20 protein-coding genes, 1 tRNA gene and 2 pseudogenes are annotated in these 21,395 nt (G+C 59.8%); 8 read left to right on the top strand and 15 right to left on the bottom strand.

Annotated features, from left to right (window positions below):
• Positions 1-502: 502 nt before the first annotated feature.
• A complete protein-coding gene (locus ABQ278_RS06950) occupies positions 503-1,756 on the top strand; it encodes an IS110 family transposase (RefSeq protein ID WP_349321047.1) in 1,254 nt (417 codons plus the stop codon).
• Positions 1,757-1,772: 16 nt separating this feature from the next.
• On the opposite strand, the pseudogene ABQ278_RS06945 reads toward ABQ278_RS06950, so the two are convergent.
• The 6 genes and pseudogenes from ABQ278_RS06945 to ABQ278_RS06920 all read right to left on the bottom strand — a co-directional run.
• Positions 1,773-2,171 (bottom strand): annotated as a pseudogene (locus tag ABQ278_RS06945) (methyl-accepting chemotaxis protein); the annotation flags it as partial.
• A 187-nt stretch (positions 2,172-2,358) separates the two neighbouring features.
• The gene (locus tag ABQ278_RS06940; protein WP_349321830.1) at positions 2,359-3,471 is read right to left on the bottom strand and encodes a DUF5694 domain-containing protein; all 1,113 of its coding nucleotides are present in this window, start codon (positions 3,469-3,471) and stop codon (positions 2,359-2,361) included.
• Positions 3,472-3,644: 173 nt separating this feature from the next.
• The gene (locus tag ABQ278_RS06935) at positions 3,645-3,956 is read right to left on the bottom strand and encodes an SDR family oxidoreductase (RefSeq protein WP_349321829.1); all 312 of its coding nucleotides are present in this window, start codon (positions 3,954-3,956) and stop codon (positions 3,645-3,647) included.
• On the bottom strand, positions 3,953-4,360 hold the full coding sequence (locus ABQ278_RS06930) for a hypothetical protein (RefSeq protein WP_349321828.1): 408 nt from the start codon (positions 4,358-4,360) through the stop codon (positions 3,953-3,955). The genes ABQ278_RS06935 and ABQ278_RS06930 overlap by 4 nt, the downstream gene beginning before the upstream one ends.
• 82 nt (positions 4,361-4,442) lie before the next feature.
• Positions 4,443-4,964, bottom strand: coding sequence for an Arm DNA-binding domain-containing protein (locus ABQ278_RS06925; protein WP_349321827.1), 522 nt, complete (start codon positions 4,962-4,964; stop codon positions 4,443-4,445).
• 149 nt (positions 4,965-5,113) lie between these two features.
• Positions 5,114-5,205: transfer RNA gene (locus tag ABQ278_RS06920), tRNA-Ser, on the bottom strand.
• 234 nt (positions 5,206-5,439) lie between these two features.
• On the opposite strand from ABQ278_RS06920, the gene ABQ278_RS06915 reads away from it, so the two are divergent.
• The 5 genes and pseudogenes from ABQ278_RS06915 (at position 5,440) to ABQ278_RS06895 (ending at position 10,114) form a co-directional block, all read left to right on the top strand.
• The gene (locus ABQ278_RS06915; protein WP_349321826.1) at positions 5,440-6,957 is read left to right on the top strand and encodes an exopolysaccharide biosynthesis polyprenyl glycosylphosphotransferase; all 1,518 of its coding nucleotides are present in this window, start codon (positions 5,440-5,442) and stop codon (positions 6,955-6,957) included.
• Positions 6,957-8,411 (top strand): lipopolysaccharide biosynthesis protein, encoded by a 1,455-nt coding sequence (locus ABQ278_RS06910; protein WP_349321825.1) that lies wholly within the window; start codon positions 6,957-6,959, stop codon positions 8,409-8,411. Before ABQ278_RS06915 ends, ABQ278_RS06910 begins: the two co-directional genes overlap by 1 nt.
• A pseudogene (locus ABQ278_RS06905) lies at positions 8,408-8,695 on the top strand (glycosyltransferase); the annotation flags it as partial. The gene ABQ278_RS06910 and the pseudogene ABQ278_RS06905, both read left to right, overlap by 4 nt.
• 40 nt (positions 8,696-8,735) lie before the next feature.
• Positions 8,736-9,329, top strand: a complete 594-nt coding sequence (locus ABQ278_RS06900) for a hypothetical protein (RefSeq protein ID WP_349322204.1) — start codon at positions 8,736-8,738, stop codon at positions 9,327-9,329.
• A 2-nt stretch (positions 9,330-9,331) separates the two neighbouring features.
• Complete coding sequence (locus tag ABQ278_RS06895; protein ID WP_349321824.1) at positions 9,332-10,114, top strand: polysaccharide deacetylase family protein; 783 nt, start codon at positions 9,332-9,334, stop codon at positions 10,112-10,114.
• A gap of 708 nt (positions 10,115-10,822) precedes the next feature.
• Here the strand turns inward: ABQ278_RS06895 and ABQ278_RS06890 are convergent.
• A complete protein-coding gene (locus tag ABQ278_RS06890; RefSeq protein WP_349321823.1) occupies positions 10,823-11,044 on the bottom strand; it encodes a hypothetical protein in 222 nt (73 codons plus the stop codon).
• Here ABQ278_RS06890 and ABQ278_RS06885 point away from each other — a divergent pair.
• Positions 11,043-11,324, top strand: coding sequence for a hypothetical protein (locus ABQ278_RS06885; protein WP_349321822.1), 282 nt, complete (start codon positions 11,043-11,045; stop codon positions 11,322-11,324). The genes ABQ278_RS06890 and ABQ278_RS06885 overlap by 2 nt on opposite strands.
• Positions 11,325-11,380: 56 nt before the next feature.
• Here the strand turns inward: ABQ278_RS06885 and ABQ278_RS06880 are convergent, their stop codons facing one another.
• The 7 genes from ABQ278_RS06880 to ABQ278_RS06850 all read right to left on the bottom strand — a co-directional run bounded on the left by ABQ278_RS06880 (position 11,381) and on the right by ABQ278_RS06850 (position 19,476).
• Positions 11,381-13,327, bottom strand: coding sequence for a beta-N-acetylglucosaminidase domain-containing protein (locus ABQ278_RS06880; RefSeq protein WP_349321821.1), 1,947 nt, complete (start codon positions 13,325-13,327; stop codon positions 11,381-11,383).
• 190 nt (positions 13,328-13,517) lie between these two features.
• Entirely contained in the window at positions 13,518-13,703 is a 186-nt protein-coding gene (locus ABQ278_RS06875) for a hypothetical protein (RefSeq protein WP_349321820.1), read from the bottom strand.
• A 120-nt stretch (positions 13,704-13,823) separates the two neighbouring features.
• Positions 13,824-15,365, bottom strand: a complete 1,542-nt coding sequence (locus ABQ278_RS06870) for a dienelactone hydrolase family protein (protein WP_349321819.1) — start codon at positions 15,363-15,365, stop codon at positions 13,824-13,826.
• Between the two features lie 154 nt (positions 15,366-15,519).
• Entirely contained in the window at positions 15,520-15,735 is a 216-nt protein-coding gene (locus ABQ278_RS06865) for a hypothetical protein (RefSeq protein WP_018079712.1), read from the bottom strand.
• Between the two features lie 20 nt (positions 15,736-15,755).
• Positions 15,756-17,057, bottom strand: coding sequence for an O-antigen ligase (locus ABQ278_RS06860; RefSeq protein ID WP_349321818.1), 1,302 nt, complete (start codon positions 17,055-17,057; stop codon positions 15,756-15,758).
• Positions 17,054-17,770 carry a transcriptional regulator gene (locus ABQ278_RS06855; RefSeq protein WP_349321817.1) on the bottom strand — a complete coding sequence of 239 codons (717 nt, stop codon included), beginning with the start codon at positions 17,768-17,770 and terminating at the stop codon, positions 17,054-17,056. Before ABQ278_RS06855 ends, ABQ278_RS06860 begins: the two co-directional genes overlap by 4 nt.
• A 140-nt stretch (positions 17,771-17,910) precedes the next feature.
• Positions 17,911-19,476 carry a Wzz/FepE/Etk N-terminal domain-containing protein gene (locus ABQ278_RS06850; RefSeq protein ID WP_349321816.1) on the bottom strand — a complete coding sequence of 522 codons (1,566 nt, stop codon included), beginning with the start codon at positions 19,474-19,476 and terminating at the stop codon, positions 17,911-17,913.
• A 313-nt stretch (positions 19,477-19,789) separates the two neighbouring features.
• Here ABQ278_RS06850 and ABQ278_RS06845 point away from each other — a divergent pair, with 313 nt between their 5' ends.
• Positions 19,790-20,515 carry a polysaccharide biosynthesis/export family protein gene (locus ABQ278_RS06845; RefSeq protein ID WP_349321815.1) on the top strand — a complete coding sequence of 242 codons (726 nt, stop codon included), beginning with the start codon at positions 19,790-19,792 and terminating at the stop codon, positions 20,513-20,515.
• Between the two features lie 129 nt (positions 20,516-20,644).
• On the opposite strand, the gene ABQ278_RS06840 is transcribed toward ABQ278_RS06845, so the two are convergent.
• Positions 20,645-20,941 (bottom strand): sel1 repeat family protein, encoded by a 297-nt coding sequence (locus ABQ278_RS06840; protein WP_349321814.1) that lies wholly within the window; start codon positions 20,939-20,941, stop codon positions 20,645-20,647.
• Positions 20,942-21,395 lie beyond the last annotated feature (454 nt).

Raw genomic sequence — 21,395 nt, 5'->3', positions numbered from 1 at the left:
GTCTGCCGAAACGCTTTAACACATGCATGCTGGCTCAATAGTCAAAAACAACGGGAGCCAAGATAGCAAAATTAAATAACGGCGATATTAATGGGCGTGGTTAACAGAGGTGCCAAACGCCCCCCCCATACGATAAGATCGGCGGGCCAGATTGACTGGCCCGCCGCTTCATTAAGCCGCTCTTACCGTAGCGAGGAACGAATCCATCTCATAGCGCAGCTTTTCGGACTGTTGGGCAAGCTCGTTCGACGAGCTTAGAACCTGAGACGCCGCCCCCCTGTACCCTTTCTCAGCGGTTTGGATTATTCTAGCCGTCACGGGTCGGCTGGTCGAGAGTAGCCTTTTGCCCCCTGCGTCCTTGAACGCCTGGGGGGGACATGCACCTCGATCGGTTGACTGCGGAGCACGCCCAGTGGGGAGTTGCGCCAAGGCTATATAGCCTGGAGCGCCAGTACAGGGAACGGCGAAGCGACGCAGCGACTCGACATGACAGGAGGCGCAAATGTTAGACGAGCCGACTTTATTTGTCGGTGTAGATTGGGCAAGCACAGAACATCAAGTTTGTATTTTGGGACCTTCAGGTCCGATACAAAAATCCTTCGCTCATGACGGATTGGGTCTTGGGGCTATGGTTGACTGGTTGCTTGAGCATGCCCCAAACCCAACCGATATTGCGGTAGCCATAGAGATGCCGCATGGCCCAGTGGTGGAAGCCCTAATGGACCGTGGGATACTCGCTTTTTCGGTCAATCCAAAGCAGCTCGACCGTTTTAGGGATCGCTTTTCTCCGGCTGGTGCTAAGGATGATCGAAGAGACGCCCTGGTTCTGGCATCATCTTTAAAGACCGATCGCCATTGCTTTCGTCATCTGGAGAGCATGGACCCAACCATCGTTGAGCTTCGTGAATGGTCCCGGATAAATGATGAGTTGAAGGAAGAACGCGTCAAACTTACGAACCGTATCCGTCAACAGCTCTGGCGTTATTACCCTCAAGCACTTGATCTGACTGAAGATGTAGGGATGGAATGGTTCCTGGATCTGTTTCTTCTGGCGCCAACGCCGATACATGCGCAAGCCCTTAAACAGAAGAAGATTGCCAGGATCTTGAGCGCACATCGCATTCGAAGGATCTCCGCGTTCGAGGTTCTGGAAATCCTAAAACGGCCAGCCTTGACTGTCGCACCGGGTACGACAGAAGCAGCCAGCGCTCACATCACCGCGATCTCTGAGCGCGTTAAGCTGGTCAATCATCAGCTCAAGGAAGCCACCCGTCGGCTAGATATCCTGGTCGCAAAGCTCGCCGAACAGGAAGCCGAGCCGGGGCAGCTAAACGAGCAGCCTGACGCGGCGATCCTACGCTCTTTGCCGGGAGTGGGAAGGATCGTCGTCGCCACGCTGCTCGCGGAGGCCCACTACGCCATCCGAGCGAGAGATTATCACGCTTTGCGTACCTTAACCGGCATAGCCCCGGTTACCAAGAGGAGCGGAAAATCCTGTCGTGTAGAAATGCGGAAAGCTTGCTCCCGCCGATTGAGAACCGCGATCTATCACTGGGCGAGAGTGGCAACACAACATGACCTGCCAAGCAGAGCAAAATATAGCGCCTTGCGAAGTCGCGGCCACAGTCACGGAAGGGCGTTAAGAGGTGTCGCCGACCGACTACTGGCGGTCGCTTGCGCAATGCTGGAGACAAAAACTACCTACGATCCAGCTAAGCGAAATTCTATCGGAAGCCCTCAACTTGCAGCTTGCTAAATGGTGGGGAGTCCCCCCCCGTCTGTTCGGCAGCCTGGGCGACGCCTGTAATGTTCGCGGTGACTTCGCTCGTGCCCGCAGAAGCCTGATTCACGGCCTGCACGATTTCCTGCGTCGTCGAATTTTGTTGTTCCACGGCCGAGGCGATCGCGGTCGATGTGCTGTTAATCTCCTGAATCGTATTGGTAATCCCCTGAATAACACCAACAGCCCGCACGGTCGCTTTCTGGATCTGCTCAATCTTGGCCGAAATCTCCGTCATCGCCTTGGCCGTCTGTCCGGCCAGAGCCTTCACTTCAGACGCCACAACCGCAAACCCCTTGCCCGCCTCTGCGGCGCGTGCCGCTTCAATCGTGGCGTTCAGGGCCATAAGATTGGTCTGGCTGGCCAGTCCCGAAATCATGTCGACAACGCCGATGATGCTTCAGGCGACGTGCTTGGCAAGCTCTCAAGCTGCAATATCCGCCAGCATGAACACAATGCCTCCGGACTTCGGCACCTTCACGGCCGCCAGCGCTTTGCCCTAACCGCCTTTAGCTGGGTCAAGTTACGCCCTGCCGCATTGGCGTAAAGCCGCATAATGTCCAACTTTTAGATGCCGCTCATTTGAGCACAGCTATGGCATCGACCAAATTCACGTCATGCATCTGATTGAGATAGGCTTCATAATAGCCTTTGTGCGATGCCCCCACGATCGCCAGCAGGCGGGTGCCCGGATATTGACCAAGCACATCTCGGATGTTGGACACCATGCGCAGGTTCCGCGTCTCCCAATATCCCAGATACTTGCGCCCGAACCCCTGTGGCGACGGCTCCATAAACGCCGCGCCAAAGTCGGATTGATAGATCTGCATCGCCGCCTCCGGCGCGTTAAAAGACCTGTACATATCAAGGACACCGTCCGACTTCGCCAGGCCTTCCTGCAAGCGGCCATTATCGGCCTGTCGCGCTTGCGTGGCCGCATTGCTCCACGCCTGCGTAATTGCATCGTTAAAAGCTTTCGCCTCTAAGGGATCGGCAGGGTCCGGCGTGTCGGCCGAATGGTCGTCCACACTCCAAAGACGCTCCAACCCCAGTCGCGCGGCAAGCGCGGCGGAGATCAGACTGGTCTCATTACGACGATCCTTCAGCTTATCCAATGCGGTGACAAGGTCCTCATTCAGGCCATCGCCGGGGTGACGCTCCGCAGCCTCCAGCCGTAGCCATTGTACCAAGGCGGAGCCACGCTCACCCGCAGCCAGAAAAACCGCCGCCAGATGCCGTCGCTGCATCGATGTTGGCGCCTTCGGCCAACTGGCCAGCAAACGCTCAGCCTCGGCATTGGCGGCCGGAACGTCAAGCCCCGTGGCGTTTCCGGCAAGCGTAGGGTCGGGACAATAGGTCTTGACGGTATCGGCATAGCGCGCGGGATAGCGGCGCAGACTGTCACACTGAAGGCCAGACAGGTCTTCAGTAGCGATGGCGGTCGGATGCCATGCCGCCAGGCGATCCAGAAGCGGCGACAGCGTCTCAGGATCAAAGGTTTTGGGCATATTGGAGAGATGCGTCGTGCCGAGGACCAGCACTTCGTTGCGGGCTCCGACGGGCGGGCCTTTCAAGGCCTCCGGGTGAAATGACGGTTGGTACGTCTGCGCCTGAGAGGACGTCGCGACAAGCAACAGACTTATCGCTATGGCAAGACAGGATTGCGTGGAACCGGTGAACTTACGGATCATGAGGAAAACCTTGAAGCGATAAAATGACAAGTCAGCATCGCTACATTTTGCGGCTGATGCAACGGGGGGCAGCATTAAGGTTCCGTCATGTTTCCATGACAATCATGGCTGAACCCGGCCTCTTTGAACCGCCTGGCCCGATCAGGCGAAGATGATCCCAGCCCGGCGCTTGGTCAATGGCGTGGGACGCCCATCGTTGAGCCACCGGCGATGACGAATTCCGCGCCCGTAGAATAGCTGGCCTCGTCGCTCGCCAAAAAGAGCATCATTTTGGCAACCTCGTCTGGCTTTGCACTGCGCCCCATCGGAATTTGCAGCATTTCAGGCTGGACGTTCCTGGTCATATTGGTGTCGATCAAGCCCCGGTGAATTGAATTCACGCGAATACCGATATGCGCGACTTCGAGAGCAACGGATTGCCATGTCGACATCCTCCTTTTCAGAACCGTTCGCATCAGATCAAAAGTGAACTTGCGGTCAATCAAAAAAGTCTCAATTCTTTACCCATAATGGATACCGAACAACTACGAACTGTTATGAAGCGGGGGGGACTCCCCACTCCGGGGTTCTGGCCATAAAAGACGACATTGTTTCTCATGTTTTTCTTCATTTCGAGCAGGATATCGATCGCGCGTTGTGACAATGGAACCATGTGATTGCGTTCGAGCTTCATCCGCTCTTTTGGGATCGTCCAGACGCGTTCATCAAAGTTCACATCAGTCATCAGCATCTGTTCGACCATGCCGGGTCGGGACGCGCATAGAATATGGAACTCCAGCGCTCTGGCGACTTTGGCTGTCCGTGTTCTCAGGTCCCTGATGAAGTCCGGCAATTCCTCATATGGCATCGACGCGAAATGCCCCCGCGTGAGCTTCTTCCGCTTACCCAACAGATGCTCCAGATGACCTTCCCAGCGTGCGGGGTTTTCCCCTTTGCGATAACCCTTAACCCGGGCGGCATCCAGGATGGTCTCAATACGCCCCCTGATGCGGGCTGGCCGTTTCAGACTTGGTATTCCACAGATTGTCCCTGGTGAGGACGTGATGGATGTCATTGGTGTCTATGTCACATAGCAGTTTGTCATGAAGGGGGGCGGCATACACCTCAAGTGTCATTTTCCATTGTGCTCTGTGCTTCGCGTTTTTCCACTGGCTTTCAATTGACTTAACGTATGCCTCCGCAAAAACCCTGAAGGTCGGCGTATCCGCTACCGTGCGATTACCGAGTTTGCGCTCGATGATCGGGTTTTTCCCACTCCTGACCATTTTCCGCGCTATGTCGGCCAGTTCCCGGGCTTCGGCTAAGGTGACATCGGTGATCCCACCAAGGCCCATTTCTTTTCGCATCCCAGGCATCCTGAAAAGAAATATCCACGCCTTTCCGCCTGTTGGCGATATTTTCAGATAAAGCCCGTCGCCATCAGGGTGCCTGCCGGGCTTGGAAAGCGCCGCTACCCCCTTCGTCGTGAGCGTCTTTGCAGTACGATTTGCCATGAAAAAACCCGTTCCAAATCCCACCACCGATCCCACCAACGACGGCGGGTAGATGGGAACATTAAGGAAACCTACGATCAAGCCAAAACGCGCAAACCCTTATAAAATAAGGGTTATCGGTCAGTTATGAAAACTATGGAAAGGGGGGATGGCGGAGACGCAGGGATTCGAACCCTGGGTACCCTTTTAGGGGTACGCTCATTTAGCAAACGAGTGCCTTCAGCCTCTCGGCCACGTCTCCGTTACGGATCACTTAGCGCGTTCGTTTTAAAAAGGCAACGCCCTGCTTGTAAATGTTGCACAGGCTTTTTCTCAAGCCCTGCCCATGGCGGCGCAACGCGCGTTTTAACCTCCCCCCACCTGGCACGAAACCCGAAACCTCGATTATTTCGGGAAAAACGCCGCCTGTTAACCGGCTCCTAAGTCAAGTTGTGTAGGTTTACCGCATAAGAAAACTCGCCATATCAGCCAGGTCATGAACGCCGCCCTCCCCCTCACCACGCTCGATGATGCGACCGCGACAGACATCCTGCCGGGTGATCCGCGCAATCGCCGCGGCCCGTTCCGGCCGGAGAAGCTGGTCTCCGCCAGAGAACGGCGCAGCGGTGACATGTTTGTGCGCCTCTTCCGCACCATAGATTTCCTCGCCCTGGTTTTCCTGGCTGTCACCTGCGCCCGCGTCGTGGCGCCGCATGGCTTTTTCACCAGCCCGCTCGGCAATATCCTGCCCTTTATCGCCGCCACACTCGGCATCTACTGGGCCCTTTATGTCTGCGGACTTTACCGCTTTGGCCGCAATGCGCGCATATCGGTTCATCTGGTCAAGCTGACCCTGATCTTCGGCGCCGGCTATCTCCTGGCCGATGTCCTGGCTGATTTTTCCATCAATGACTACGCCGTCACCGCCGCCGTTCGCTTCTGGACGGGCATCAGCCTGATCTATTTCATGATCCAGCACCTGTTGTGGTGGCGTGTGGTCGAACGCTGGCGTCGCCAGGGCAAGCTCATCCCCAGCATCGTCATCGTTGGCGCCACCAAATATGCCGAAAAGCTGATCGAAGCCGCCCTCGCCGAGCGCCACGTCAACATTCTGGGCATCTTCGACGATCGTCTGGCGCGCAATCCGCACGCCCTTGTCGGCGTGCCTGTGCTGGGCGATGTCCAGTCGCTTCTGGGCCACAAGATCACCCCCTATGTCGATCAGATCGTGGTGGCCCTCGACACCTCCGCCAAGGCGCGGGTCAAGACCATCATCGAGAAGCTGCGCAGCCTGCCCAATGAGGTGTCGCTGTTCGTCGACATGGACAATGACAACGCCGCCAAGGCCGCCTGGGCGCGCGTCGCCGATATTCCGCTGGCCCGCGTCTCCGGCGTGTCGGAAGACGAGCGCAAGGCCATGCTGAAACGCGGCGAAGACCTGCTCATCGGCACCCTCGCCTTCCTCATCTTCGCGCCGCTCATGCTGGTCGTCGCCCTGTTGATCAAGCTTGACAGCCCCGGCCCCGTCTTCTTCCGCCAGCGCCGCCATGGCTTCAACAACGAAGTCATTCTGGTGTGGAAGTTCCGCTCGATGTACACCCACATGACCGACCACACCGCTCAGCAGCAGGTGACGAAGGGCGATCCACGCGTCACGCCGGTCGGCCGCTTTATCCGCAAGACCAGCATCGACGAACTACCGCAACTGTTCAACGTGCTGAAAGGCGAGATGTCGCTGGTGGGGCCGCGTCCGCACGCCATCGGTATGCGCACCGGCCCGGATGAGTCCGCGCGTCTGGTGGCCGAATATGCCTGGCGCCACCGCATGAAGCCGGGCGTCACCGGCTGGGCCGCCATCAAGGGGTCGCGCGGTCCGCTCGATAATGCCGATGATGTGCGCCGCCGCATCGGGCTTGATGTCGAATATATCGAGCGCCATTCGATCTGGTTTGATCTCTACATCATGGCCATGACCATTCCCTGCCTGCTCGGCGATGCGAAGACGGTCCGCTGATGTTCCTTAGAGGCCTCTGGGGCTACCTGCCCGCCAATATCCTGCAAGGCCTGATCGGGTTCGCCACCCTGATGGTGTTCACGCGCGTGCTTTCGCCTGAAGACTACGGCCGCTACGCCCTGGCCTTCGGCATATCCAGCCTGGCGCAAACCGTCTTCTTCACCTGGATCGAAGCCGCCATGGCGCGCTTCTATCCGTCGGAATCGCGCACCGACGCCACCGCCCCCGAACTTTACGGCACGGTCTACCGCCTGTTCGCCATGGTCGCGGTCGTCTTCACCCTCATCTGCGCGCTTGGCCTGTGGCTATGGCCGCTGCATGGCGCGCTGAAAATGGCCATGGGGCTTAGCCTCGGCTGCGTCATCTTCCGTTCGCTGATCAAGCTAGTGCAGGAACAGCGCCGTTCCGAAGGCCGCGTCGGCGCCGCCTCTATCCTCGACATGATCCAGACCGCCGGCGGCTTTGGCCTCGGCGCTATGTGCGCCACGCTTGGCCTTGGCGGCGCCTCCCCCATCGTCGGTGGCGGCCTGATCGCCCTGATTTGCCTGCCCTTCGTCGCCCGCGAAGACTGGGGCCGCGCCCTGAAAGGCCGCTTCAGCGCTGAAAAGGCCAAGACTTACGTCCATTACGGCTTCCCAGTCTCGGCCAGCCTGATCCTGACGCTGGCGCTCTATACGGTTGATCGCTTCCTCATCGCCTGGTTCCTCAATGACACCGAGGCCGGCGCCTACCATGCCGGCTTCTCGCTCGCCTCGCGCATCCTCGACGTCCTGTTCATCTGGTTCGGTGCCGCCGGCGGCCCGGCCATGGTCCACGCCCTCGAACACGACGATGTGGACGGTCTGAAACAGGTCGCGGCCCTGCAATTGCGCACCATGGCCTTCGTCCTGTTCCCCGCAGTGGGCGGGCTGATCATGGTGGCGCCTTCGCTCGGCACGCTTCTTATCGGCGAAGGCCTGCGCCAGCAGGCGCTTCTGGTCACCCCGCTGATCAGCCTCGGCGCGCTGTTTTCCGGCCTCAATACCTACTATTTCCTGCAGGCCTTCACGCTCGCCAAGCGCACCCTCCTGCTCATCGTCGCCATGGCCATTCCGGCCGTCAGCAATGTGGCGCTCAATGTCCTTTTAATCCCGGTCATGGGCCTGATGGGCGCGGCGCTCGCCTCCTGCATCAGCTTTGGGCTGGGCCTGATCGGCTCGTGGCTGCTCGGCCTGCGCGCTCTGGCCCTGCCGGTTCATGTGGCCGATCTGGCCCGCCCCCTGCTGGCCGTCGGCGTCATGATGGGCGCGGTCGCCCTGCTGCCGACCTTTGGTCTGCCGATCGTCGATCTGGTGATCAGGGGCACGACCGGCGTCCTTGTGTATGGCGCCCTGGCTATCGCCCTTAATCTCAACAATATCCGCGCGCCCGCGCAGAAGATCGTCAACCGCCTGCGTGACAAGGTGTTCGCATGATACAGCCCATTTTGCGCAACGCCGCCTTCACCACCGTCACGCCGCGCCTTTCGGTGCTGATCCCCTTCTACAAGGAGTCGCCGCTGCCCCTGCTGCGCGCCCTGACCACGCGCGATCCGCAGGCGCTGGAGATCATCCTGATCGACGACGGCTCCGGCATGGCCGACATCACCGCCGATGTCAGCGCCTTTATCAGCCAGAGCCCCCTGGCCTGCGAACTGATCACCCTGCCCGCCAACGAAGGCCGGGCGCGCGGCCGCAACCGCCTGACCTCGGCGGCGCGCGGCGCGTACTTCCTATTCCTCGACGCCGACATGCTGCCGGATGAACTCATGCTTCCTCGACCGCTGGCGCGATCAGGCCGATGGCCTGAACGCCGTCGTCTTTGGCGGCTTCTCGCTGTTGCAGGCCCCCGCCACGAAAGCCTTCGCCGTCCACCGCATGATGGCCGGCCAGAGCGACTGCCTGTCGGCCGAAACGCGCCGCCTGCATCCAGAAAAATACGTCTTCACGTCGAACCTGCTGGTGCGCCGCGATGTCTTCGAGGCCGAGGGCTTCGATGCCAGCTTCACCGGCTGGGGCTGGGAAGATACCGAATGGGGGATGCGCGTCGCCGCCCGTTACGGCGTCGGCCATATCGACAACACCGCCACCCATATGGGGCTCGACACGCCGGAAACTTTGGCGCGCAAATATGAGCAATCGGTCGGCAATTTCGCCCGCGTCATCGCCCGCCACGAAGCCGTAGTGTCGCAGTATCCGAGCTACAAGGCGGCCAAACTGCTGAAACGCGTGCCGCTGCTCGGTGTGGTCCGCCCTCTGATCAAGGGGGTGAGCCTGTCACCGCTGGCGCCGCTCAAACTGCGCGCCTTCGCCCTGCGCCTTTACCGCGCTGCCCTTTACGCACAGGTGGTCTGAGCATGGAAGATACGCCCTATAGCGCCGACCGTTCGCTTTACGGCAAGCTGCGCCGCCGCGTGGCGCGCATGGTCCACACCCGTCCGGCGCAGTTCGATCTGACGCGCCCCCTGCTCACCGTCTCGTTCGACGATGCCCCCACCTCGGCGGCCGGCACCGGCGCGGCGATCCTCGAAAAGCACGGCCTGCGCGGCACCTGGTTCATTTCCGCCGGACAGATGGGGCAGTCGAGCCATCTCGGCGCCTATGCGCAGGCCGACGAGATCCGGCGTTTGGCCGCCGCGGGGCACGAAATCGCCTGCCATACCCATGATCATATCGATTGCGGCCAATCGTCCGCCGCCCTCATCGCCGCCGATCTCGACCGTAATCGCGAAGCTTTCGTGGCCTCAGGTTTTCCGGCGGCCACCACCTTCGCCTATCCTTACGGCGATGTGTCACCGCACGCCAAATCTATCCTGAAAAGCCGCTTCACGGCCGCGCGGGCCCTGCACCACGGCCTGATCACCACCGGCACCGACCTCAATCAGGCGCCCGCCGTCGGCATCGAAGGCGCGGACGGCGAAGAGGTGGCCATGACCTGGCTGAAACGCGCCGCCGCGCAAAAGGCATGGCTCGTGCTCTATACCCACGATGTCCGTGAGCCGCCATCAGGCTGGGGCTGCACGCCAGACGTGCTCGACCGACTGGTGAGCAAGGCGCTGGAGATGGGCTTCGAGGGCGTCACCTTCACCGAGGGCGTAAACCGCGCCACAGAAAAAACGAGGGTCTACGCCCCTGAATAAAGAACCGGCTGCGCGTCCCGTCACAGGCAGGAAGCTTCGCTTATCTGTAGCCTCTCAGGGAAATCAGGATAGGACTGGAATACCAGTTGAGACGGCTTATCGGCCTTAACAGACACCACACTCTGATACCTTGACCCCATAGTCTTCCCGAATTTGTCCAAAAGTAACACGTTCACAGAGAGACCATAACAATCTTTTGGACTCACAAGGTTTAGAACCCAGCAGTCGCCATCCAGCGAGCAATCCGATGGGTTTCCTTTTACCCATCTGTATCCGTAAGCCGGACTTTTCTTATCCGCATAAGCAAGCTCATACCCTGCCGGTGGATGCCAATTCGCCGGAGCAGGCTTTTCCAGCCCCACGCCTTGCATAATAGTATTCAAAACGAGCAGCAAACAGGCGATCAAACCGAAGATTAAGACCGGAGAGCCTCACCTAAACAGTGGCGTTTTCAAAAAATCAGACACCGCTCTCCCAAAAAAAATGCTCCATTTTCTGCAATAATATCAAAAATATATGTCGACGCGCGGCCTCACCTGCCTGCGACGGACGCGGCGATTTCTGCTTGCGCGCTTTTACCTGACTCGATCGGACGTTATGATGATGCGGTGCAATATACAATGCCAGCACCCCTCTGTTTCATGACGATTTTTGTAGCCCGAACGCATCCTCGATCTGCCGCATGAAGGGCGTCCACCGCGCCACGGGTCAGCTTATCTGGATGGAAAAATCATCCGGACGTGCAACCGGATTGGCGCGCAGATGCTCCAGATAAGCTTCGGAATCGCTGGCCATCAACCAGCCCATGGCTTCGTGATAATCCGTGAACACGCATAGGGTATCCTTCGGAAACAAAGGCGAGATATTGGGCAAACGGACCTCGTTCCACGAGTTCGAGCCTGACCAGGGCCACACGGGTGAGATCGTCATGCCCCTGCGTGATCTCCGCCCATCTGGTCGCCATCTCATGAAGATGCTCATCCGCCAGCGTGGTTTCAAAACGCCGGAAATCGTTCAGACGGCTATAGGTCCAGGGCGCTGGAATGTTCGCGCAGGCCTTGAACACCTGATCGATAAATTCGGAAGCGGACAAAGGCCCTATGGGCCGGACTATGATGATCTTGCGAGAGTGATCGACAAACAGGTTCAGTCTGGATTTCGGACGCATGGCAAACTTCATAGTCGCACCTTGCGTCCGTTTTCTTTATAAATGCTTATCGACTATCCGAAAATCGTGCCCTCATCCGCATAATCTATCCACCCATCCTACTTCACCGATGCCGGCAGATAGACCAGTCCCGGCGCATCATGGATGAAGGTATCGAGCACGCCGTCGGCAATCTTGATCGGCCCCATGGGGCGGGTCGCGCCGGGTATGGTCTGGAATTTCGCCGCTTCATCCGCCAGACGCTTAGCCTCGGCGAACAGGCGCGACGCCGTCGCTGTGTCCTCCGTGCGCAGACCATCCACCGTCAAGCGCAGGGCACGCCCCCACAGCGCAGTCGCGTCCAGCCAGGGCTGCGCCTCGGTCACAAAACCGGGCACGACCACGCCGGCGCGGATGCGGTCGGGCGCGGCCGCCAGATCGTCCGCCGCCTGCCCCAGAGCCGCCAGCGCGGCGGCGCGTTCGGTTAAGTCGTCCGTGGCCAGGGCATCGCGTACGCGGTTGGTCAGGGCACGCAGACGCGGCGCCTGCGGCTGCCACGGCTGGTTGCCGAAGGTCGGGGCCAGATGCTGGGTATCGAAGAAGACCAGCAGCGCCTCGGTCGTTTGCGCATCCCCGCCCGCCAGATAGCGCGCGGAGGCACGCCAGGTGCGCTCGGCATCATAGCCGGTGTCGTTCCAGGCAAAGGCGATCACCCCCATCACTGCGGGGCGGCTCGCCACCTCCTGATTCATCGGGTTGGAGACGATGCCGGCCAGTTCGGTCGAAAGACCGGCTGCGCGCCGCGCATAGGGCGCCAGCAGCAGGCGTCCGGCCAATTCGTTGTAGTCGTTGACCGGATAATTGTCCCACAGCAGGGTCTTGCGCCCGAAGGCCTTGGTGGCGCTGCGCGCATCGGCGACCGAGATCGCCGCCGGCACGGTGTCGGTGCCGGTCCACTGGATCACCACGCGTGGGTCGAGTTCCTTGCCCAGGGTCGTCTTGTAGGGCGAAACACTGGCATTGTAATATTCGGTCGGCACCATGATCAGCGATCCGTGGCCGTCCTTCGCCAGATCAGCCTGCACGGCGTTCAGCACCTTCGCCTGCGCCCGCGCCGCCGCCGTTTCGTTCGACGGACCGAAGGCGGCCTCATCCCCGGCACAGTTCCATTTCGTATATTCGATATCATCAAGCGCGACATAGAAGCTGCGCACGCCGATAGTGCGCAGCGCAGCGAACTTGCTGCGGATCGCCTCCAGATCGGCCGGATCGCTGTAGCAGATCGAAGGCCCCGGCGAGATGGCGTAGACGAAATTGATGTGGTGGCGGTTCGCCGCCTCGACCAGTCCGCCCAGTTGTTTCAGCGTTTCCGCCGGATAGGCCTCGCGCCACTTGTCGCGCGCATAGACCTCGTCCTTCGGGCTGTAGATATAGGTATTGGCCTTCAGTTCGGCGAGAAATTCGATGTGTTCGGCACGCTCGGCCATCGACCACGGCTTGCCGTAAAAGCCCTCAATCGTGCCGCGCACCGGCATGGCGGGATGATCGGCAATGGTGACGGCGGGGATATGGCCACCGCTGGCGATCTGACGCAGGCTGTGGGCGGCGTGATAAAGCCCGTCCGCGTCCTTGCCCGCCAGCACGATCAGCGCGCTGCCGTCCGCGGCCTTGCTGGCCAGGCTATAGCCTTCGTTGTCGGTTGGGAGCGCCGCGCCTGCGCGCCCGGCGGCGGCCTTGATGACGTCCGCGTCAGCCGTGCCGATCACCACATAGCTGGCATCGAGCCGGGCGGGCAACTTGGTGGCGGTGCGGATCGTCTCGACACCGGCGGCGGTCAGCACGCGGCGAACCAGCGCCTCGGTTTCGGCATCGACCGCACCGGCGCACACCAGCACCACGGTCTTGCCAAGCCCGATTTCGCTGCCGGTCAGTGTGAGCGAAGCCGGCGCCGGGAAGATCGCCGGCGCTGAACTGAGGGGGACTGCCTGCGCTGCGCCGGACAAGGCCAGAGCCGCACCGACACACACAAGGGCGCTGGAGCGGAAAAGCGAAAGTGACATACGCATGCAGGAGCCCTCATCGTGATACAATCTGACTGATGTATCGCCTCCACATCGGGCTGTCGAGCCGAAATTTGTCATGACATTTACCCCCAGGACGCCCTAAGGCTTGCGGCGCTTTCGTGCAGCGCCTGATAAGCGTGCGCTCACAGCCTTGTGACGGAAAGGTCGCGCATCGCAAAGGTCATACCCTTCTTCACCGTGAGGCGCGCCGTCCCTCGGATATGACGTGCCCCATCTGTCCTTCAAGCCAGGCGTCGATACGGGCATAGATCTGCGCCACACCGGCATTGCCAGCCTTGCTATGGCTTTCAATCCGACGGCGTGCGCGTTCGCGCAACCGGGTCAGAAGGATGATCTTGCGGCATTGCTCAATCTGCATGAGGCGTCTCCATAGCCGGAAGCCTAGCGGATCAGGTTTAAGATTTACTGCATGGCGCGGATGCGATTAAGAGCACCGGTTCAGGTCACAAAAGAGCGCGGCTCTATGTCTTTTGTAACCTTACACACCAAGGCCCTTCAGGCGCTCGACCGCATTGGCGTTATCAGGCTTTAGCACCAGCGATTGGCGATAAGCGGCAATCGCCAGATCCTTGTCTCCGTGCTTACTGTAAGCCTCACCTAAAATGTCGAAGGCAAGCCACTTATCGGGATGCACTTCGGTATCCAGACGCAGCAACCCGATGGCCGCGACGAGATCACCCTTTTCCATCATTTGGTGTCCCCAATTGAGCAGTTCTTCGTCGGTGAACGTAAACGCCGGATCGCGGGTTTTGAAGCTTTTAAAGACGTCCGATGCCTTGTCGAAACCCTGGCGGTTAAGTTCGGCGGCAAAGGCGACGCGCGTGAGCGGCATGCCCTGGCTGTGGGTCACGCGGGTCGTCAGCATGTGAGCCGGCGCTCCGGTCTTCACCGCCGGCAGATCAAGGAAGGCCCGGCCTTCGGCGTCATCCTTAAGGTAAGCGTTCAGGAATCGCAGGACGTAGGTCTCCATCCAGGCCGTGGCGGTTGAGAGCTCGGTCTGGCTGTACTCGCCATAATCCTTTTCACCCAGCAGGCGCTGGCCGAACATCGTGTTGAAGTTCCAGTGATCCATCGGCGCCAGTTTTACAAAGTACACGTCCGCGTACTTCATATGATTGAGGGGGCTGGTTTCATAATTGGGAGCTATCGGCGGCAATTCCTCGAAATCGGCTGGCGGAGACGCGACAAAGAGTAGCGGAGCTGTGCTTCGCGTTTCGGTGACATAGGCCGCCTGCTTGAGGATATTGGGATAAGCGCGGGCCGAACCATCAAGGGAGACCAGGGCGTTTATGCGGCTGTCCTTGGCCGCAGCGAGCACATTGGCCAAACCACCCCAGCTATAACCCGCCACGGCCACATGGCTTGTATCCGCCTGCGGCAGAGTATGCGCGTAACCCATCAAAAACTCGATGTCCGCAGCCTGAGTTTCGGCGCCTTCCAGGTCTTCCGTCATGGCACGCGATGCCGGGCCGACGCTGGGGCTGGCGATGACAACATATCCGTGACTGGCCAGGTATTCGCACAGGTCGGCATTCTCGATCGCGCTGGCACTGAAGCTGGGCGCGTAAATGACCACAGGGAACTTGCCAGGCGCCGGCGTGGCGTCACGATGAGCCTGCATCATTGCCGCCAGCTCCGCCTTGGCACGCTCCGGTGACAGGTCGCTGGTGGCATCCGCCGCAGACTTGCTTTCCAGAGCCGCGCGCTCGGCTGCGGTGCGCTCGAAATCATCGTCGCTGGCGGAGATTTTGAGATAGTCGCCCACCGTCATAGCTTGCTTGATGGCCTTGCTGGCGGGATACCAGATCAAGGTCTGGATCGGACGCGCCTGCTCTCCGGTCAGAGGCTTGCCGGTAAGAGGATCATAGGTTCCGCGATAGCTGCGCGCATAGTCGTATTGCTCGACCACCTTCAACCCAACCGCGTGCGGGCCTGGCGTATTCAGCCGCGTAAAGTTCGATCCGGCGGCCGATACGGATGGAAAGCCGAGAAGCAGTACGAACAAAGCCCACACGCGCATGAATATCCCCTAAAGTCATGATCCGATCATCTTGCAGAGTATGTATGCACCAATATCGCCGCTAAACAATAGCGGTCTGTTCCAGCCACAAAAGCAACCCATGCGATACAGAATGTGGTGTCATAGAACCGAAACCAATGCGAGGCAGCGAGCCCTATATCGTCCGGTAGCCCGCCGTCCACGCCATCTTGTCGATGATGTACTTGTCGATGCTGAAACCGTCCGGTGCGTCCTTGAAGCCCGGCAGGTTCAGCGCCCGCGCCCTGGCCCGTTCGGCGTGCTCCGGCGTCGAGAATACGCCCAGAAGCTTGACGTCCTCATGGCCCTCTTCCAGGCTGTGGGTATGATGCAGCAGGTAAACCGGTTCCATGACGTCTCCTCTTATGGCCGCTATCTTAAGCGCAGTTTGCCGGCGAAATCACGACTGTCCTCGTCTGTCGGCAGGGACATCTTGACCAGCACCATGACGAACAGGCACCAGCGCAGGTCGTTCCAGCTCAGCGCCATGCTCTCGGTCAGGCTCGACAGGCCGTAGATCGCCAGCATCGGCAGGCCGAAATAGCCGCCATCGCCGCGCCAGGTGCGAAACAGCGCCTTAAAGCAGGTCTCGGCGAACACCAGCGCCCACACCACCAGCCCGACCATGCCGAGCCCAAGCCAGATTTCATACCAGCACGAATGGGCGTGATAGGCGCGAAAACCGGCAACGGCGGTGATCTTGGCCAGCGGCGCGTAATCGCCCTCGTCAGTCCACACCACGCCATAGCCATAACCGAGCATCGGCCGCGCCTCCATCACCCGCGCGATGCCATCCCAGATATAGATCCGGCCGGTCAGGGTCGGGTCCTTGCCGAGCAGCAGAAACAGGTGATCGGGCGCATAGATGATGAAGCCCGCCAGCGCCAGCAATCCGGTCAGGGCCAGCCAGGTGAGCAGGATGCCGAGCACCGGCCCGCGCCGCGCCAGATAGATAAAGACGATGCCGCTCAGGCCCACCAGCAGGCACAGAAGCGAGGTCTTGGATTGCGACAACAGGGTCAGGGCCGCCATCCCCGCCGCCATGCTCCACCAGAACAGGCGCCGTCGCGGATTGTGCAGCGCCGCCGCGGCCGCCGCCACAAAGCCGATCGACATGCACGAACCGAGATTGTTCTTTTCCAGCCACACCCCGCGCCACGCGCCGGGAAAAAGCTCCTGCATCCGCCCCAGATGCGGCAGGAAGATCGCCAGAAAGGCCGACATCAGCATCATGATCGTGAAGGCTAATGCCACCACCTCGGTCAGCTTTTGCCAGCTAAAGCGCGCCGCCAGCGCATAGCCCGCCACCATGGTCATGATCAGGGCGATCATACGCCGCAGCGTGCCGCTCGGGTCGATCGACCACAGGTAGGACAGGCCACAGAGGGCCAGCAGGGTGAGCATCAGCGGCGTGCGCCACAGGGCATTGAACATCTGCCGCCAGCAGATAGCAGCCAAAGCCGCGCCAGCCAGATAGAAGGGATAATAGAAGTTGCGGATCATCGCGCCGGAGGACGCCTGGTTGGTGCTGTAACCAAACAGAGGGGCCAGCCAGGCCTGCGAGAAGACGTAAAGCACCGCGACGCCACACAGCAGCGAGAACCAGCTATCGGCCCAGTCGTCCTTTACGCCCGGCCAGAAATCAGAGATTGCCTCGGAAACGCCGCGCCTCAAAGGGCCGCAAACCGCCCGAGCGGCCGCCTCGTCGCCCCGCCCATAATTCGGCTGGCGCGATTATAGACCATGCCCATCAGCCGGCCGCCAGCCTGTTCGAGATCGCTCTTGAGGTCGAGACGCGCCTGCACATCGCCCGCGTTTTCGCTGACCACCATGACGATGCCGTCAACGTGCGGCGCCAGTTGCAGCGCTGCCGAGGAACGGTCCGCCGCCGGCACATCGACCACGATGGTCTGGGTGTGCTGGCGCAGGGCCTTCCAATAGGTCGTCTGGTCAAACAGCTTGGCGCGCTGGCCGGGCGCCAGGTTCTTCTGACGAAAGCGCGTCACCCACAGGCGGCGGCCAAGAAAGGGCCGCGCCACCAGATAGTGCGAATCCTGCACGGCCGCGCCGCCGGCATCGCGCCCGGGCGGCGACAGGGTGAAGAAGACGGAGCCATCGGGCGAGGCCTGGCTGAGCGCACCGGCGGCGCCAAAGCGCTCCGGATCTTCGGTCAGGGCGTGCATCTGGGTCTGGTTGGCCAGGTCGGTGTCGATCAGCCAGATCGGCTTACGCGCAAAGGCGGCTTCGCAGCGGGCATATTCGCGCGCCACGGTCGAGACGCCCTCGCCGCCATAGGCCGAGACAAACATCAGCACGCGTCCCTGCGTCGATTGCGGGCGGCCGAGCGCCGACATCAGATCGGCCATTTCGCGTGTCAGATCAACCATTAATGCCACTGAAAGTTGCTTGTCCGGAATCACAGTTGCACCGAATCGCTGGCGGAATTGTCGCAAAGGCGCGTGCCGGGATCAAGGCGAAATGATTGAAATTCATTCTCCCCTGTAGCGTACGGGGAGGAAAAGGATACCTAAGCCGCCTTGGTCTTGGCCTGCGCCAGAACCGGCAGGTCCAGCGCCTTGGCGGCCATGTCCGCATTGGCGAACCCCTTGCGCGTATAGACGCGCAACAGACCGGCGCACAGGGCGGTGAAGCCGGCGAACAGGAACGACAGGATCAGCACAACGCGCTTCAGGCTCTTGGGCCGGTCCGGCATCGAGGCCTTTTCGACCACGCGCACCGTATCGTCCGAGCCCTTGGTCATTTCCTGCGCCGCCTGATTCTCCTGAATTCGCTGGGTCAGGGTCTTGAGGTTGTCCTGCAAGGTGTTGCGCTCGGTGGCCAGGCGGCTGTTCTCGGCCTCCAGACCGCTTAAGCCCTGCAGCTTTTCCAGCACCTGAATGGCCTGACGCTGCAACAAAACCATGCGGCCATTGACCGAGGCCATGTCGGCTTCGAGGTCCATCTTCTGCGTCACCAGCCCCTGATAGACCGTATTGACGCCCATCTTGTGCGTGGCCTCGCCGACGCCGCGCCCGCTGCTCATCATGGTTTGCAGCGAAGCGATCTGCGCGTCGATATCCTTCACCGGCTGGGCGCTCGGCAGGTAGCGCGACAGCAGGTCCTGACGCTGCTGCTGCAAGGCGAAGATCTTGTTGGGCACCGTGAGATCGAGGTCGCGCTCGATGCTCATTTCGGGGCTCATCGTGGCGAGATTAGAACGCACCTCGGCCAGCTTGGCCTGATCGGTGGCCAGTTGCGTCTGGGCGGCATAGAGGTCGGTCGTCACCTGATCATAGATCTTGGCGTAGGTCGCCTTGGCCGTATCGTAATCGCCGACGCCATTCTGCGCCAGAAAGGCGCGATAGGCGTTATCAGCCTCGGCAAGACGCTGATCAAAGGCCTCCTTCTGCCGCTGCAGCACCGGGCCGGTCGAGTCGGTATAGACCTCCTGACGATAGGACTGGTACTCGTCGATCAGGGTGTTGAGGATCAGCGACGCGGCCTGCGCATCCTCATGCTTGAAGGTCAGGCGCACGACATTGTTCTGCGGCGCGGTCGTGGCTTCAAATCCGCCCTGCATGACCTTGAGCGCCGCCGCTTCGGCCGCGGCCTTGTCGGCGTCATTGCGCGGGTTCCAGTAGCCGGGAGCGGACGGCAGGATGATCTTGAAGCCGAGCTTGTTGATCACCCGGCGCTTCAGTTCGGTCGAGTTGAGGATTTCGACTTCGGACTGCACCACCTGATCGATGGTGGCGGTGGCGCCGCGCGCCGCATCGCCGGCCACCGGCTCATAGACATAGTTCTTGCCGAGCTGCATCAAAAGACTGGCGCCGGCGGTATAGCTCGATGACATCGAAAAAGCGACGGCGACGCCGAGACCGAAGAGAACGCCGAACACAAGGGCCATCAGCCACAGTTCACGCAGCAACAGGGCAATGATATCGCCCAGCCCAAGCTGCATGATACGGTTTCCCCCTGATTTACCTGCCTCGGCGGCCATGGATGTCCTCTGTCGACGTAAAATTCCTGCGTGGCGCTGGCGCAAAGGTACAACCTTGCCGTCGTCATCGTCCCACACGTCTTCAGTGTGCATAGAATTCTCTTGTCCATTACCAGTGCTTTCGGGCGCCCCCACATCTCCCGTAACCTGACACGGGAAAGACGGCCGCCGGCAAATTAACGCCCCGCCCGTTAACGAATGTTTACCATATTTGCCCTTATCAAAAGGACGACAAATATCTTCACTCCACCGGACAAATTCGCCGCTTAAAGACATGCTCACACGCCGGAAAGACGGCCGCCGGCAAATTAACGCCCCGCCCGTTAACGAATGTTTACCATATTTGCCCTTATCAAAAGGACGACAAATATCTTCACTCCACCGGACAAATTCGCCGCTTAAAGACATGCTCACACGCCGCGCACTTCTCACCACGGGCATCGGTTTCGCGTTCGGCGGCAGCCTGATCGCTCAAGGCGTGCGCGCCAGCAGCCAGATGCCGGAAGCGTCGGATATCCGCTTCGCCACGTGGAGCGATGACGAGCCCCCTTACCTGCTCTTCCCCGGCGACAAGCTGGAAATCAGCGTGCCCGGCGCGCCGGAACTAAGCCGCCAGACCCAGGTCGGGCCCGATGGCCGCATCACGCTTGGCCTGATCGGTCAGGTGATGGCGGCGTTTCGCAGCGTGCCGCAGCTTCAGGACGACATCGAACGCGGCTATGCGCAGATCCTGCGCAATCCGCAGGTCATGGTCTATCCGGGCGAGACGGCGCCGATGCGCGTGCTCGTCGGTGGGGAGGTCAAGAATCCGGGCTGGGTCGATATGCAGGGCGATATGGACGCACTGCAGGCCATGCTGGCGGCGGGCGGTTTCACCCACGGCGCCAAGGGGCATCAGGTCTTGCTGATCCGGCGGGGCCGTGACGGCCAGGCCATGCGGCGCATCATCGATCTGCAAACGCCGCTCAAGGGGCGCGCCAGCCAGATGACGGCGCTGCGTCGTTTTGATATTATCTATGTCCCGCGCACCCATATCGCGGAAGCGGGTGTCTTCATGGAGCAGTGGGTCAACAATGTGATCCCCGGCGGCATCATGAACTATTTCACCTACAAGACGTTCGGCAGCAATTAAGCGCAAGCACCACGCACGTCGCCAACCTTCTCAAAAGCTCATATCTCCAAAATTCATGCTTTGAATTTTGGCAAGCGCCCGAGCCGTTGCGAGGCATCCGTTACGAAGAAAACTTAATCCTGATCGGAGTTAAGCTGCGTAACCAATGCGGCCGGCATCGATCCACTGGCGGGCGGCCTTTTGCGCTTCGGCGATATCTTCACGGTCCATTTCGCGCGACAGTTCGCGGCGATAGACCTGGGCTTCCAGCGAACCGCGCATCGAGGCCAGGTTGAACATCATGTGCGCCGAGATCAGATCGACGGGAGCGCCACCCTGGCCGGTCGAATACATCATGCCCAGCCTGAACAACTCGTCACCGCCCATGTCGGCGGTCGGGAGCGGGATGGCCTTGAACTCTACTTCAGTTTGGATCGTGTTGATCATTTTGATGCCGCGCGTTTTGCGCGTCTCCGTTGCAGTTGATGTAGTGAGTTCAACACCAGCGGATAAAATTAAAGTTAACAGCGATATTTAGGATGATTTTTTTATGTAAATTAAAACTTAATATTAACATTGACGTTAACATATTGACGCACAATCATTAAATTGTGATGAATATTTAAGTATAGATCGTAAATTGATTGTAAATTACTTATCTTTTACATTGAATCAACAGATATGCGCCGGTTAACGCCTGTAGTTTTGAATCGTCGAGATCTGCCGCAGGCAAGTTTACGGCGCGCCTCACCCGGCGTTACCTGCCCCGGAGTTTTTCCGGCAAACGCTGCAAACCTGATCAATTTTGTTCAGCTTCAGTTCACACAGTTTCTGTCATAAACCTATCAACGCGATAATTTTTATCGCCGCGCGTCTCAGATCCGCATATCCCCGATGAAAA

It is taken from the genome of Asticcacaulis sp. MM231 (assembly GCF_964186625.1).
Lineage (GTDB): Bacteria > Pseudomonadota > Alphaproteobacteria > Caulobacterales > Caulobacteraceae > Asticcacaulis.
The sequence above is the reverse complement of the archived record's forward strand: the minus strand, read 5'-3'. Positions and strand labels throughout refer to the sequence as shown.

Bases quoted from the DNA above. Each gene is read 5' to 3' on its own strand.
- ABQ278_RS06950 (WP_349321047.1), top strand. From the start codon at position 503: ATGTTAGACGAGCCGACTTTATTTGTCGGTGTAGATTGGGCAAGCACA.
- ABQ278_RS06940 (WP_349321830.1), bottom strand. From the start codon at position 3,471: ATGATCCGTAAGTTCACCGGTTCCACGCAATCCTGTCTTGCCATAGCG.
- ABQ278_RS06925 (WP_349321827.1), bottom strand. From the start codon at position 4,964: ATGGCAAATCGTACTGCAAAGACGCTCACGACGAAGGGGGTAGCGGCG.
- ABQ278_RS06915 (WP_349321826.1), top strand. From the start codon at position 5,440: ATGAACGCCGCCCTCCCCCTCACCACGCTCGATGATGCGACCGCGACA.
- ABQ278_RS06910 (WP_349321825.1), top strand. From the start codon at position 6,957: ATGTTCCTTAGAGGCCTCTGGGGCTACCTGCCCGCCAATATCCTGCAA.
- ABQ278_RS06900 (WP_349322204.1), top strand. From the start codon at position 8,736: ATGAACTCATGCTTCCTCGACCGCTGGCGCGATCAGGCCGATGGCCTG.
- ABQ278_RS06895 (WP_349321824.1), top strand. From the start codon at position 9,332: ATGGAAGATACGCCCTATAGCGCCGACCGTTCGCTTTACGGCAAGCTG.
- ABQ278_RS06885 (WP_349321822.1), top strand. From the start codon at position 11,043: ATGCCCCTGCGTGATCTCCGCCCATCTGGTCGCCATCTCATGAAGATG.
- ABQ278_RS06890 (WP_349321823.1), bottom strand. From the start codon at position 11,044: ATGACGATCTCACCCGTGTGGCCCTGGTCAGGCTCGAACTCGTGGAAC.
- ABQ278_RS06880 (WP_349321821.1), bottom strand. From the start codon at position 13,327: ATGCGTATGTCACTTTCGCTTTTCCGCTCCAGCGCCCTTGTGTGTGTC.
- ABQ278_RS06875 (WP_349321820.1), bottom strand. From the start codon at position 13,703: ATGCAGATTGAGCAATGCCGCAAGATCATCCTTCTGACCCGGTTGCGC.
- ABQ278_RS06870 (WP_349321819.1), bottom strand. From the start codon at position 15,365: ATGCGCGTGTGGGCTTTGTTCGTACTGCTTCTCGGCTTTCCATCCGTA.
- ABQ278_RS06865 (WP_018079712.1), bottom strand. From the start codon at position 15,735: ATGGAACCGGTTTACCTGCTGCATCATACCCACAGCCTGGAAGAGGGC.
- ABQ278_RS06855 (WP_349321817.1), bottom strand. From the start codon at position 17,770: ATGGTTGATCTGACACGCGAAATGGCCGATCTGATGTCGGCGCTCGGC.
- ABQ278_RS06850 (WP_349321816.1), bottom strand. From the start codon at position 19,476: ATGCACACTGAAGACGTGTGGGACGATGACGACGGCAAGGTTGTACCT.
- ABQ278_RS06845 (WP_349321815.1), top strand. From the start codon at position 19,790: ATGCTCACACGCCGCGCACTTCTCACCACGGGCATCGGTTTCGCGTTC.
- ABQ278_RS06840 (WP_349321814.1), bottom strand. From the start codon at position 20,941: ATGATCAACACGATCCAAACTGAAGTAGAGTTCAAGGCCATCCCGCTC.